Raw genomic sequence first — 12,791 nt, 5'->3', positions numbered from 1 at the left:
TTATATTATAACATCAAAGCGATGCCAGTCTTTATTGCCCCGCCCTCCAGCGCACTGCGCTTGGCGCTTTGCCGCCAAATCGGCGACAATAAGATTTTTGCCGCCGACAGGATGCGCTATGCAGGCCGAAATTCTTCTGACTCTCAAACTCCAGCAAAAGCTGTTCGCCGATCCGCGCCGCATCGCGCTGCTGAAACAGGTGCAGCACACCGGCTCCATCAGCCAGGGCGCCAAACTGGCGGGCATCAGCTACAAAAGCGCCTGGGACGCCATCAATGAGATGAACCAGTTGGCGGAACAAACGGTGGTGGAACGCGCCACCGGCGGTAAAGGCGGCGGCGGCGCACAGCTGACGCACTATGGCCAGCGGTTGATCCAGCTGTATGACCTGCTGGGCCAGGTGCAGCAAAAAGCTTTCGACGTGTTGCAGCAGGACGATCTGCCGCTCGACAGCCTGCTGGCGGCCATCTCGCGCTTCTCGCTGCAAACCAGCGCGCGCAATCAGTTCTTCGGTACCGTCATCGAACGCGATCATCAGCAGGTGCAGCAGCACCTGGCGATTTTGTTGAATGACGGCACCACTCGCCTGACGGCGGCCGTTACCCAGCAAAGCGCCGACCGGCTGCAGCTGACTCCGGGCAAAGAGGTGCTGGCGCTGATCAAGGCGCCCTGGGTGCGGTTAAGCGTCGATACCGCGGAGCATGCCGGCGCGGATAACGCGCTGGCGGGCGTGGTGGCCGGCATTCAGCCGGGCGCCGAACACAGCGAGGTGCTGGTGACGCTGGCGGGCGGCGAAACCCTGTGCGCCACACTGACGACGGCGGAGCTGCAGCGCCTGCAGCTGAGCGTCGGCACCGCCGTACACGCCCTGTTCAACGCCGATCGCGTGATTGTCGCCACGTTGTGTTAAGCGCAACGTAACGTTGCGTTTTTGTTGATTGACATCACCCTGCAATGCGCCTATTCCTAAGGCAAATAATTGCAAAAAAAGGAACAGGTGATGTCGTCGTTGCACATTTCGCAAGGTTTATTCCGCTTAAGCGATACCCGCACCCTGACGCTGGACGCGCTGGAAATCCAGGCCGGCGACAGCTGGGCCTTCGTCGGCGCCAACGGCAGCGGCAAATCCGCCCTGGCGCGCGCGCTGGCCGACGAACTGGTTCTGCTGAGCGGTGAGCGCCGCAGCGACTTTCAGCACGCGGTGCGCATCTCCTTCGAACAGCTGCAAAAAATGGTCAGCGACGAGTGGCAACGCAACAACACCGATCTGCTCAGCGCGGACGAGGACGACACCGGCCGCACCGCGGCGGAAATCATTCAGGAAGAGGTGCAAGACGCCGCGCGCTGTGAGCGGCTGGCCGCGCAGTTCGGCATCACCGCCCTGCTGACGCGTCGCTTCAAATACCTCTCCACCGGCGAAACGCGCAAAACCCTGCTGTGCCGGGCGCTGATGCCCGAGCCTGACCTGCTGATCCTCGACGAACCCTTCGACGGGCTGGACGTGCACTCGCGCGCGCAGCTCGCCACGCTGCTGAGCGAGCTTTCCGCCCAGGGCCAGACCGTGGTGCTGGTGCTCAACCGGTTCGACGACATCCCGGATTTTGTCCGGCAGGTGGGCGTACTGGCGGACTGTACCCTGACCAACCGCGGGCCGCGCCGCCAGGTGATGGCGGACGCGCTGGTGGCGCAGCTGGCGCACAGCGAAAACCTCAGCGGGCTGGCGCTGCCGGAGGAGGAGGATCCAACGCAAAAGGTGGCGCTGCCGGCGGATCGGCCGCTGATCGTCCTGCGCGACGGCGTAGTCAGCTATAACGATCGGCCGATCCTCAATCATCTCGACTGGCAGGTTAACCCCGGTGAACATTGGCAGATCGTCGGCCCGAACGGCGCCGGCAAATCCACGCTGCTCAGCTTGATCACCGGCGATCACCCGCAGGGCTACAGCAACGATCTGACGCTGTTCGGCCGCCGCCGCGGCAGCGGGGAAACCATTTGGGAGATCAAGCGCCATATCGGCTACGTCAGCAGCAGCCTGCATCTGGATTATCGCGTCAACACCAGCGTGCGCAACGTGGTGCTGTCGGGGTTCTTCGATTCGATCGGCATTTATCAGGCGGTTTCGGATCGTCAGCGGCAGCTCACCGAGCAATGGCTGGCGCTGCTCGGGCTCGACGGCGCGCGCGGTGACGCCCCGTTCCACAGCCTTTCCTGGGGCCAACAGCGGCTGGCGCTGATCGCCCGCGCGCTGGTGAAACACCCGGCGCTGCTGATCCTCGACGAGCCGCTGCAAGGGTTGGATCCGCTCAATCGCCAGCTGGTGCGCCGCTTCATCGACGTGCTGATCGGCCAGGGCGCCACCCAGCTGCTGTTCGTCTCGCACCATGCCGAAGATGCGCCGCAGTGCATCACACACCGCCTCAGCTTCGTGCCCGACGGCGAGGGCGGCTACGGCTACCAACAGCAACGGCTGGAGCCGATCTCCACCTGAAGCGCGGCGTAAACATATCCGGCAACACTTCACCGCAGCACATCACATTTGGCCTTTTATCATAGAAAGAAAGAAGGCCATTTTCTGGAGACGCCATGTCCGCTGCGTTGATTATCATCGACCTGATCGAGGATCTGATCGGGCCCAAAGGGCGTGCCAATCACTGCCACGAACAGGTGACGGCAAGCCACCTGCTCGCCAACGTCAATGCCGCCGCGGCCTACGCCCGGGTGCGAAAAATCCCGGTGATTTGGGTGCGGACGGGATTTGCCGACGATTATCATGACATCCCGCTCCACTCACCGCTGTTCAACCATTTGAAACAGATAGGCGCGCTGCGGCTAAACGGCCCGGGCTGCCGCTGGGCGCCCGATCTGCATCAGGAGGAGACCGATCTGCAGTTTGATAAAACGGCGGTGAGCGCCTTCTCCGGTAACAATTTGTTAGCCTGGTTGCGGCAACATCGGTGCCATCATCTGCTGCTGGCGGGCGTCAGCACGCCGCTCGCCATCGAGAGCACCGCGCGTCAGGCGCACGACGCCGGCTTCCAGGTGACCGTGCTGCACGATCTGTGTGGAGCCCCCACGCAGGAGCTCCACCAGCAGAGTCTGGACACCCTGCAAAACCTGGCGGAAATCGCCCGTTCGCAGGCCTGGATGCAAGGCTGACCTCAATACCGCCGGTCGTGTGGGCCGGCACCCTGCACGGATGCGTCACTGCCCCGACCTTTAGCGTCATCTTGGTGTGCTACTATCCGCTCTAGCGCTCAATTTCGCCATCATCGCACGCCGCAAAGGCGCTGAGCGCCGTGTACATATTTTAAAGGGACATATCATGTGGGGCGTACTGGCTGCTTCGTTATTTTTCTTACCGTTTAACCGGCTGATAGCCTGGGTTATCCTGGCCGCCTCGGCGGGCATGGGGCTTTATCATGGGGTATTGACGCCGCTCAGCCTGGGTTGCCTGTTGGCCATCGTGGCGCTGGCGGGGCTACGTCACCATTTTCGCGAGCGGCGTAGTCTGGCGATCGCGTTCGAAGGGTTGGTGGTCGCCGGCTGCATCGCGCTGTTCTTGCACCTGGTGCCGGGCATCCACAATCAGCTGATGATCGACGGTGAAAAAGCCGGCCCGCTCAGCGCGCCGTTCACCATGTATTACAACTTCGACAAGGCGATGGTGCCCTTCCTGCTGTTCGCCTGCTTGCCCACGCTGTTTTCCGCTGAACGCGGCGGCAACGTCGGCAAAGCGGGCTGGATTGCGCTGCTGCTGGCCGTGCCGGCGCTGCTGCTGCTGGCCGTGGCGCTGGGCGGCTTAAAAATCGAGCTGCATGCGCCCGCCTGGATCCTGCCTTTCGTGATGGCGAACCTGTTCTTCGTCTGTATGGCCGAAGAAGCGCTGTTTCGCGGCTACCTGCAGCAGCGCCTCAGCCAGTGGCTGGGCGCCTGGCCGGCGCTGATCGTCGCTTCTCTGGTGTTCGGCGCCGCGCATTTGGCCGGCGGCATGCTGATGGTAATCTTCGCGACGCTGGCCGGGGTGATCTACGGCCTGGCGTGGATGTGGAGCGGCCGCCTGTGGGTGCCGATTCTGTTCCATTTCGGGCTTAATCTGACCCATCTGCTGTTCTTTACCTACCCGCTGTATCAGCATCCTTAACGGCTGACGCCGGCAGAGAGCCCTTCTCTGCCGGCAGGTCGGGTGAAAACGCTATCATCGGTAGCGCACCGCAATGCCCTCAATCACGTTGCCACCGGCTTTTCTCCGCCCATCAGGCGCTTTTCATTACAGTGTAAACGATTCCATTTTTCGCGTTAGATCACCTTTTTAGCGCCGCGAGCGTGCTATCTTTTTGCGCAATGACCTATCCCTGTTCAGCAACGGGCGTATTAAGACGGTAATTGGAAGCGATTACACCCTCGTCGACGCCAAGAAAGGAACCGTATGACAGAATTTAACCCTATCGATCATCCGCACCGCCGCTATAACCCGCTGAGCGGCCAGTGGGTGCTGGTCTCACCGCACCGCGCCAAGCGCCCCTGGCAGGGCCAGCAGGAGGCCGTCCCGACGGAAACGCTGCCGGCGCACGATCCCGACTGTTTCCTGTGCCCGGGCAACGCGCGCATCACCGGCGATCGCAATCCGGATTATCGCGGCACCTACGTCTTCGCCAATGATTTCGCCGCGCTGCTGAGCGATACGCCGCCGGCGCCCGACAGCCAGGATCCGCTGATGCGCAGCCAGAGCGCGCGCGGCGTCAGCCGGGTGATCTGCTTCTCTCCCGATCACAGCAAGACCCTGCCCGAACTGACGCTGCCGGCGCTGGAGCAGGTGATCGCCGCCTGGCAGGCGCAAACCGATGAGCTGGGCAAGCACTATCCCTGGGTACAGCTGTTCGAAAACAAAGGCGCGGCGATGGGCTGCTCCAACCCGCACCCGCACGGGCAGGTCTGGGCCAACAGTTTTCTGCCGAACGAGGCCGAACGCGAAGATCGCCTGCAGCACGCGTATTTTCGGGAACACGCCTCCCCGCTGCTGCTGGACTATGCGCAGCGCGAGCTGGCCGCCGGCGAACGCATCGTGGTGAACACCGAACACTGGCTGGCGGTGGTGCCCTACTGGGCCGCCTGGCCGTTTGAAACGCTGCTGCTGCCGAAAGCGGCGGTGCAGCGCATTACCGATCTCAGCGCGGCGCAAAGCCAGGATCTGGCGCTGGCGCTGAAGAAGCTGACCAGCCGCTACGACAACCTGTTCCAGTGCTCCTTCCCCTATTCGATGGGATGGCACGGCGCGCCGTTCAACGGCGCCGACAACCGACACTGGCAGCTGCACGCCCATTTCTACCCGCCGCTGCTGCGTTCAGCCAGCGTGCGCAAATTTATGGTCGGTTACGAGATGCTGGCGGAAGCCCAGCGCGATCTGACCGCCGAACAGGCCGCAGAGCGTCTGCGCGCCGTCAGCGATATTCATTACCGTGAAGCCGGAGCCCAAGCATGAGCCTGAAACCGCTTACCCATTCTCTGTTTACCGAACACTTTGGCTACGCGCCGGCGTTGACCATCCAGGCGCCGGGGCGGGTGAACCTGATCGGCGAACATACCGATTACAACGACGGCTTCGTGCTGCCCTGCGCCATCGATTACCAAACCGTCATCGCCTGCGCCAAGCGCGACGACCGCCAGATCCGCGTGCTGGCCGCCGATTATCAGCATCAGCAGGATCAATTCTCGCTCGACGATCCGATCGTCAGCCACCCCGATCAGCGCTGGTCGGACTATGTGCGCGGCGTGGTGAAGCACCTTCAGCGCCGCAACGCCGACTTCGGCGGCGCGGATCTGGTGATCGCCGGCAATGTGCCGCAGGGCGCGGGGCTCAGCTCCTCCGCCGCGCTGGAAGTGGCGGTGGGCCAGGCGCTGCAGGCGCTCTATCAGCTGCCGCTGGACGGCGTAGCGCTGGCGCTGAACGGCCAGGAAGCGGAGAACCAGTTCGTCGGCTGCAACTGCGGCATCATGGACCAGCTGATCTCCGCGCTCGGCCGGCGCGACAGCGCGCTGCTGATCGACTGCCGATCGCTGGAGACCCGTGCGGTACCGATGCCGGACAACGTCGCGGTGGTGATCGTCAACTCCAATGTGCAACGCGGGCTGGTGGACAGCGAATACAACACCCGCCGCAAACAGTGTGAAGACGCGGCGCGGTTCTTCGGCGTCAAGGCGCTGCGCGACGTCAGCCCAGAAGAGTTCGAAGCGCGTCAACATCAGTTGGATCCGCTGGTGGCCAAACGCGCGCGCCATGTCATCAGCGAGAATGCCCGCACGCTGGCGGCGGCCGACGCGCTGGCGGCCGGCGATCTGCAACGCATGGGCCGGCTGATGGCGGAGTCGCACGCCTCGATGCGCGACGACTTTGAAATCACCGTGCCGCCGATCGATAAGCTGGTCGAGATCGTCAAAGCGGCGATCGGCCCGCGCGGCGGCGTGCGCATGACCGGCGGCGGCTTTGGCGGCTGTGTCGTCGCGCTGATGCCGCAGGATCTCGTGGAGACGGTGCGTGCCGCCGTGGCGCACGAGTATCCGCGGCAAACCGGCGGATTACAGGAAACGTTCTATGTCTGCCAGGCTTCGCAAGGCGCCGGCCTATGCTGACCGCAACCACGGCAGTTGCCCCCGATGGGCAACCTTATCAGCTGACGCAGCTGCAAAACGCCGGCGGCATGACGGTGACGCTGATGGATTGGGGCGCCACCTGGCTGTCAGCCGTCTTGCCGCTCAAATCCGGCGAAAGACGCGAGTTGCTGCTCGGCTGCCGCAGCCCGGCGGACTACCCGCGTCAGGGCGCCTATCTGGGCGCCACCGTCGGCCGTTACGCCAACCGCATCGCCAACGCCAGTCTGCTCATCGACGGGAAACCCCATGCGCTGGCCGCCAATCAGGGCGCCCACCAGCTGCACGGCGGCCCCGACGGTTTTCATGCCCGCCGCTGGCGCCGGGTACAGCATGATGCGCAACAGGTCTGCTATGCGCTGCACTCGGCGGAGGGCGATCAGGGCTTTCCCGGCAATCTCGACGTGCAGGTTTGTTACCGCCTGACTCATGACAATCGCCTGGAAATCAGCTATCTGGCGCAGGTCGATCGCCCCTGCCCGGTCAACCTGACCAACCACGCCTATTTCAATCTGGACGGTGCCGGCACCGACGCCCGCGCCCAGCGGCTGCAGCTGTTCGCCGATCGCTATCTGCCCGTCGACGCCGAGGGCATTCCCTGCGCCGATCTGACGCCGGTGGACGGCAGCGGCATGGATTTTCGCCAGCCGAAAACGCTGCTGCAGGATTTCCTGCGCGACAGCGACCAGCAGCGGGTAAAAGGCTACGATCACGCATTCCTGCTGCATCGTACCTGTGGGGCGCTGGAGAGCCCGGCGGCTCATTTGTGGTCCGCCGACGGGCAAGTGCAAATGAGCGTGTTCACCGACGCGCCGGCGCTGCAACTCTACAGCGGCAATTACCTGGCCGGCACGCCGGCGCGCGATGGCGGCAGCTACGCCGACCATGCCGGCGTGGCGCTGGAGAGCGAGTTCTTGCCGGACAGCCCGCACCATCCCGAGTGGCCGCAGCCGGACTGCTGGCTGCAGCCGGGGAGCCGCTATCGCAGCGCCACGCATTATCAGTTTTATCCTATCTGACCCGCCACGCCCCTCGCAGTGCGGCCGGGGGCAATTTGTTATAAATGCTTACCTTTTAACGCTATCCCCCCATCGGCGCCCGCCTTCCCTTATTCCAAAGCGCGCACTACACTCAGGCTACCGTGATAAGCACAACGCCTTGTGCAACGTCACCTTTTTCGGCCGATGGCGGCCAATCAATAGCTGAAGGAACACCTATGCGTCTGATTACTGCACTTCCATTGCTGGCGGGCTTAATGCTGAGCACCAATCTGATGGCGGCCGACGCGACGACGGCGACGAAAACGCCTTCGCCGGCGCAGGCGGCTCAACAGAAACGCATGACCGACTGCAACCAGCAGGCATCCACCAAATCGCTGAAAGGCGCCGATCGTTCCACCTTCATGAGCACCTGTCTGAAATCCGAAGGCTCCGCCGCGACGGGCAAAACCCTGACGCCGCAGCAGCAGAAAATGAAGAACTGCAACGCCGACGCCAAGACCAAAGATCTGAAGGGCGACGCGCGTAAAACCTTCATGAGCAACTGCCTGAAAAAATCGGCCTGATTTCCCCCACGCCACGGCGCGCTCGAAGCGATTTTGGCGCGCCGTTTCCCCCCTCGCAGCGCCAGCCTGAACGATTCAGCTTTTTCCTTTCGCCAGCCCTTACTTTGCGGCAAGAAATTGGCTATGGTTAGACACTATCGATTGCCGAGCCCCGGCCCGCGGCAATATAATGATTTTCGTTATCATTGAAATGTCAGATTATTAAGGAGTTAAGCTATGGCTGTAACTAAGCTGGTTCTGGTGCGTCACGGCGAAAGCCAGTGGAACCAAGAAAACCGCTTCACCGGTTGGTACGATGTTGATCTGTCCGACAAGGGCCGCACCGAAGCGAAAGCAGCAGGCAAGCTGTTGAAAGAGGAAGGTTTCACTTTCGACTTCGCTTACACCTCCGTACTGAAGCGCGCGATCCACACCCTGTGGAACATCCTCGACGAGCTGGATCAGGCCTGGTTGCCGACCGAAAAATCCTGGAAGCTGAACGAACGTCACTACGGCGCGCTGCAGGGTCTGAACAAAGCGGAAACCGCCGAAAAATACGGCGACGAGCAGGTGAAACAATGGCGTCGCGGCTTCGCGGTGACCCCACCTGAACTGACCAAAGAAGACGAACGTTACCCTGGCCACGATCCGCGCTACGCTTCGCTGACCGAGCAAGAGCTGCCGCTGACCGAAAGCCTGGCGCTGACCATCGATCGCGTTATTCCTTACTGGGACGAAGAGATCCTGCCACGCATCAAGAGCGGCGAGCGCGTGATCGTTGCGGCGCACGGCAACTCGCTGCGCGCGCTGGTGAAATACCTGGATAACCTGAGCGAAGACGAAATCCTCGAGCTGAACATCCCAACCGGCGTGCCGTTGGTGTATGAGTTCGACGAGAACTTCAAGCCAATCAAACGTTACTACCTGGGTAACGCCGACGAGATCGCTGCAAAAGCGGCCGCCGTGGCAAACCAGGGTAAAGCGAAGTAATTTCGCCCGTTAACGAAAAAGCCCCCGGTAAAAACCGGGGGCTTTTTTATTACTGCTGCTCCATCGCCTCGTTCACCGCGTCCAGCCGTTCCTGCATCGCCGGATGGGTACTGAGCCAGGCCGGCAACGCCCAGTCATCGGCCTTTTCGCGTTCAGGCGCCTGCGCCAACGCGCGGTAGATCGCCGCCATTTGCGCCAGCGAACGCCCCTGGCGCTGCATTTCCGCTATCGCAAACGCATCCGCCTCACGCTCCATGCCGCGGGAAAACTGCATCTCATTCACGAAGGACGCAGACTGCAGCAGCGTGTCGCCGATGCCGCTGACGTCGCCGGTCATCCACATCAGCGTCAACGCCACCAGTGACGAACGCACCAGCATGCGCATCGGGTGGCGATGAGCGTGATGCCCCATCTCATGCAGCATCACCGCCGCCAGAGCATCGTCGTTTTTCGACAGGGCGACCAGCCCATCGCTGAGCACCAGCGTGCCGTCCGGCAACATAAAAGCGTTCGGCGCACCGGGCGCCGCCATCAGCTTCAACGACAGCGGCGTACGCTCCTGGCGCATCTCGGTCGGCATCACCTGCCGGAACAGCTGCTGCAACGCCTGCTGCCGCTCGGCCGGCAATGCGGAGGGTTCAAAGCCGCTTTGGCTCAAAAACGTCTGCGTATGTTCGCCCAGCGTCTGTTCCACCGAGGTAGGGATGCGCATGGCGATCTCGCTGCTCGCCCACGGCAGCAAGACGTTAACGTAGGCCACGACCGCCAGCAGCGTCATCAGCAGCGCCACGGCGACGCCGCGTTTGTGGCGCTCCAGGCGATGCACCCAGCCCGGCGAACGGCGCTGATAGAACCAGCGGCGGAAGGCCGCATCGTCATCGGGCACAAAGCGCGCGCCGTCCTTGAAGGTCAGCGTCAGCGGGATATTGCCCAGCGCCGCAGAGACGGTAATGTCGGCCAAGGGGATGTAACGTTGCTCATCCTGCCGCTGCAGCGTCACACCCTCGCCGCTTTCGTTCACCAGCAGGCGAGCCGCCTCACGTGCGGCCCGCCCCGGCAACTGATAGGCGCCCTCGAGGATCATCGGCGCCTCAGAAGCTACCGCCCAGATCCAGCGCCTGCACCGCTTCTTCGGCCACCGCGCTGTTGGCGGTTTCCTGATGTGCCGCGATGTCCAGCAACGCCAGATCGCCTTCAACCGCCGTGCACTCCGCCAGATAACGGGCGTGGCGCACTTCCGCCACCGGCACGGCGAAACCGAGCGAGAACAGGGTGATCAGGGTATTGGTGATCAACAGCCCCATATACGGCAGCGTTTGCATGGAAGAGCGCAGTTTAACGTTGCCGTTCAGCGTCGCCTGGTTAAACAGATAGTTGCGTTGGGCGACGACCTGATAGCTGCCGGCAATCAAGGCGCCAATCAGCAGCACCACCATCATCAGCAGCAGACTGCCAATATTTTCCAACACCAGCAAATCGGCGGTTTCATCCGTCAGCATGCCCATCAATACCATTTGGTACAGCGACAGAATGAACGACCCCATACACACCAGCGCCGCCAACATAAACGGCAGGAAAATGAGCAGGCCGATCAAGGCAAATTTGATAAAGGCCGACTTTTTCAGCTCGGCAATAAACGGCGTATTCCCGAAAAACAGGTTATTAACGTACAGATCGTGCTGCAGCGCGCTAATAATACCGTTGACGGCGGCGAATGCCGGCACGGCCAACAGCAGCGTCAACACCAACATCAGGCCGATGGCGTTGATGCTTTCAAAACCGCTGCCAATGCTGAGCAAAATGATTAAGGCGACATAAAGCCCGATAATCAGCAATAGCGGGCAGAACAGTAACGCCCAATAAGCGCGCCCGGTGCGGCAAACATAATTAAAACGCACGCCGCGATAGCTCGACATAATCGCATTGTAGCGCCAGCTGCGGATAACGATCCACGGCAGCAGGGCAAGCAACACCAGCAAAGCCAGCAGCCCCAGCAGTGGCGTTACCGCCAACAGGATATAAAATACGATGAGGCCGCCGATCACCAACAGCCGCCCTTTCAGAATTTGCAGCGGTTGCGCATGGTAATCGAAACGATCGCCGTCCAATTCCGTGTTGCCGTAAAAATAGCGGCGGCGGCGCACCGTCGCCCAGGCGGAATAGATGCCCAGCGTCACGATGGTCAATAATGCGTTAACCAACCAAATCGCGAAGTACTCGCCACCTTTCCCATGGAATTTAATCCGGTGCAGCCCCAGCGGCTGCGAGGTATTGCTTGTCATAATTCTTTCGTCCTGAAAGGAATAGGTCATACCACTCCCCGCTTATTTGTCATGCGGGGTTTGTGGAATAAAAAAGCGTCTTATATAAGCACAATGCCATGAGCAGTGACAATTATTCTTTTATTAAATAGGAATAATGCGAAGGTGGCCGCTTAATGATTTCATTGGCCTATTAAGTGTAAGCCTTAAATGAGTGGGATATATAGAGGTGCAATGACAAGGATAAAACAAGGGCCTGGCTGCCAGGCCCTTGTCATTTTAGCTATTATCCGCGGCGCGCTTTCACCGCCGCCGCCAGATCGCGCAGCACGGTTTCGGTATCCTGCCAGCCGATGCAGCCGTCGGTCACGCTCTTGCCGTAAACCAGCGGTTCGCCACTTTCGAGGTTCTGGTTGCCTTCCACCAGATGGCTTTCGATCATCACGCCGATGATCGCTTTTTCACCGCCGCCAATTTGCCCGCAAACGTCAGCGCTCACGTCCATCTGCTTTTTGAACTGTTTGCTGCTGTTAGCATGGCTGAAGTCGATCATCACCTGCGCCGGCAGCCCGGCTTTGCTCAGGCCGGTTTTGACGTCCTTCACGTGCGCCGCGCTGTAGTTCGGCTCTTTGCCGCCGCGCAGGATAATGTGGCAGTCGCCGTTGCCGCTGGTGTTAACGATCGCCGAGTGGCCCCATTTGGTCACCGACAGGAAGCAGTGCGGCGCGCCAGCGGCGTTGATGGCGTCGATCGCCACCTTGATGGTGCCGTCGGTGCCGTTCTTGAAGCCGACCGGGCAGGAAAGGCCGGAGGCCAGCTCGCGGTGCACCTGCGATTCCGTGGTGCGCGCGCCGATGGCGCCCCAGCTCATCAGATCCGCCAGGTACTGCGGCGTGATCATGTCGAGGAATTCGCCGGCGGCCGGCAGGCCGCTGTCGTTGATCTCCACCAGCAGCTTGCGCGCCAGGCGCAGACCGTCGTTGATGTTGAAGCTGTTGTCCATCTGCGGATCGTTGATCAGGCCTTTCCAGCCCACGGTGGTGCGCGGTTTTTCGAAGTATACGCGCATGACCACTTCCAGCTCGCCGCTCAGTTCTTCACGCAGCGCCAGCAGGCGCCCCGCGTACTCTTTGGCAGCTTTCGTATCGTGGATAGAGCAAGGGCCAATCACCACCAGCAGGCGATCGTCGCTGCCGCGGAGGATATTGTGAATTGCGCTGCGGGCCTGGGACACCGTCTTTGCTGCGCGTTCAGTGGCCGGGAATTTCTCCAGCAAAGCCACCGGCGGCAGGAGTTCCTTAATATCATTAATGCGTAAATCGTCGTTTTGGTAATTCATAGCTTTTCCATTC

At 61.3% G+C, this 12,791-nt stretch carries 12 protein-coding genes; 9 read left to right on the top strand and 3 right to left on the bottom strand.

Translation table 11 applies throughout. The features are described from left to right. Positions 1 to 118: 118 nt before the first annotated feature. The 9 genes from modE to gpmA all read left to right on the top strand — a co-directional run bounded on the left by modE (position 119) and on the right by gpmA (position 9,178). A complete protein-coding gene (gene modE / locus ACJ8PI_RS02050; protein ID WP_041033928.1) occupies positions 119 to 910 on the top strand; it encodes a molybdenum-dependent transcriptional regulator in 792 nt (263 codons plus the stop codon). Positions 911 to 1,000: 90 nt separating this feature from the next. Beyond that, positions 1,001 to 2,488 (top strand): molybdate ABC transporter ATP-binding protein ModF, encoded by a 1,488-nt coding sequence (gene modF / locus ACJ8PI_RS02045; protein WP_164134016.1) that lies wholly within the window; start codon positions 1,001 to 1,003, stop codon positions 2,486 to 2,488. Positions 2,489 to 2,583: 95 nt separating this feature from the next. Continuing rightward, a complete protein-coding gene (locus tag ACJ8PI_RS02040; RefSeq protein WP_164134015.1) occupies positions 2,584 to 3,156 on the top strand; it encodes a cysteine hydrolase family protein in 573 nt (190 codons plus the stop codon). A 166-nt stretch (positions 3,157 to 3,322) separates the two neighbouring features. Continuing rightward, positions 3,323 to 4,141, top strand: a complete 819-nt coding sequence (locus tag ACJ8PI_RS02035) for a CPBP family intramembrane glutamic endopeptidase (RefSeq protein WP_047568848.1) — start codon at positions 3,323 to 3,325, stop codon at positions 4,139 to 4,141. Between the two features lie 285 nt (positions 4,142 to 4,426). Next, positions 4,427 to 5,479 (top strand): galactose-1-phosphate uridylyltransferase, encoded by a 1,053-nt coding sequence (galT, locus tag ACJ8PI_RS02030; RefSeq protein ID WP_033647144.1) that lies wholly within the window; start codon positions 4,427 to 4,429, stop codon positions 5,477 to 5,479. Then, positions 5,476 to 6,627, top strand: coding sequence for a galactokinase (galK, locus tag ACJ8PI_RS02025; RefSeq protein ID WP_164134014.1), 1,152 nt, complete (start codon positions 5,476 to 5,478; stop codon positions 6,625 to 6,627). Before galT ends, galK begins: the two co-directional genes overlap by 4 nt. Then, positions 6,621 to 7,664 (top strand): galactose-1-epimerase, encoded by a 1,044-nt coding sequence (galM, locus tag ACJ8PI_RS02020; RefSeq protein ID WP_049195926.1) that lies wholly within the window; start codon positions 6,621 to 6,623, stop codon positions 7,662 to 7,664. The genes galK and galM overlap by 7 nt, the downstream gene beginning before the upstream one ends. A 197-nt stretch (positions 7,665 to 7,861) precedes the next feature. Next, positions 7,862 to 8,209: a PsiF family protein gene (locus ACJ8PI_RS02015; protein WP_033637480.1), complete on the top strand. Its 348-nt coding sequence runs from the start codon at positions 7,862 to 7,864 to the stop codon at positions 8,207 to 8,209. 216 nt (positions 8,210 to 8,425) lie between these two features. Then, positions 8,426 to 9,178, top strand: coding sequence for a 2,3-diphosphoglycerate-dependent phosphoglycerate mutase (gpmA, locus tag ACJ8PI_RS02010; RefSeq protein ID WP_033647147.1), 753 nt, complete (start codon positions 8,426 to 8,428; stop codon positions 9,176 to 9,178). A gap of 49 nt (positions 9,179 to 9,227) precedes the next feature. Here the strand turns inward: gpmA and ACJ8PI_RS02005 are convergent, their stop codons facing one another. The 3 genes from ACJ8PI_RS02005 to aroG all read right to left on the bottom strand — a co-directional run bounded on the left by ACJ8PI_RS02005 (position 9,228) and on the right by aroG (position 12,778). Continuing rightward, the gene (locus ACJ8PI_RS02005; RefSeq protein WP_164134013.1) at positions 9,228 to 10,262 is read right to left on the bottom strand and encodes a M48 family metallopeptidase; all 1,035 of its coding nucleotides are present in this window, start codon (positions 10,260 to 10,262) and stop codon (positions 9,228 to 9,230) included. 7 nt (positions 10,263 to 10,269) lie between these two features. Further along, entirely contained in the window at positions 10,270 to 11,460 is a 1,191-nt protein-coding gene (locus ACJ8PI_RS02000; protein ID WP_033647495.1) for a YjgN family protein, read from the bottom strand. 265 nt (positions 11,461 to 11,725) lie between these two features. After that, positions 11,726 to 12,778 (bottom strand): 3-deoxy-7-phosphoheptulonate synthase AroG, encoded by a 1,053-nt coding sequence (gene aroG / locus ACJ8PI_RS01995; protein ID WP_049235016.1) that lies wholly within the window; start codon positions 12,776 to 12,778, stop codon positions 11,726 to 11,728. Positions 12,779 to 12,791: the final 13 nt, after the last annotated feature.

It is taken from the genome of Serratia sp. CY82433, from assembly GCF_052166535.1.
GTDB classification, from domain to species: domain Bacteria; phylum Pseudomonadota; class Gammaproteobacteria; order Enterobacterales; family Enterobacteriaceae; genus Serratia; species Serratia sarumanii.
The sequence above is the reverse complement of the archived record's forward strand: the minus strand, read 5'-3'. Positions and strand labels throughout refer to the sequence as shown.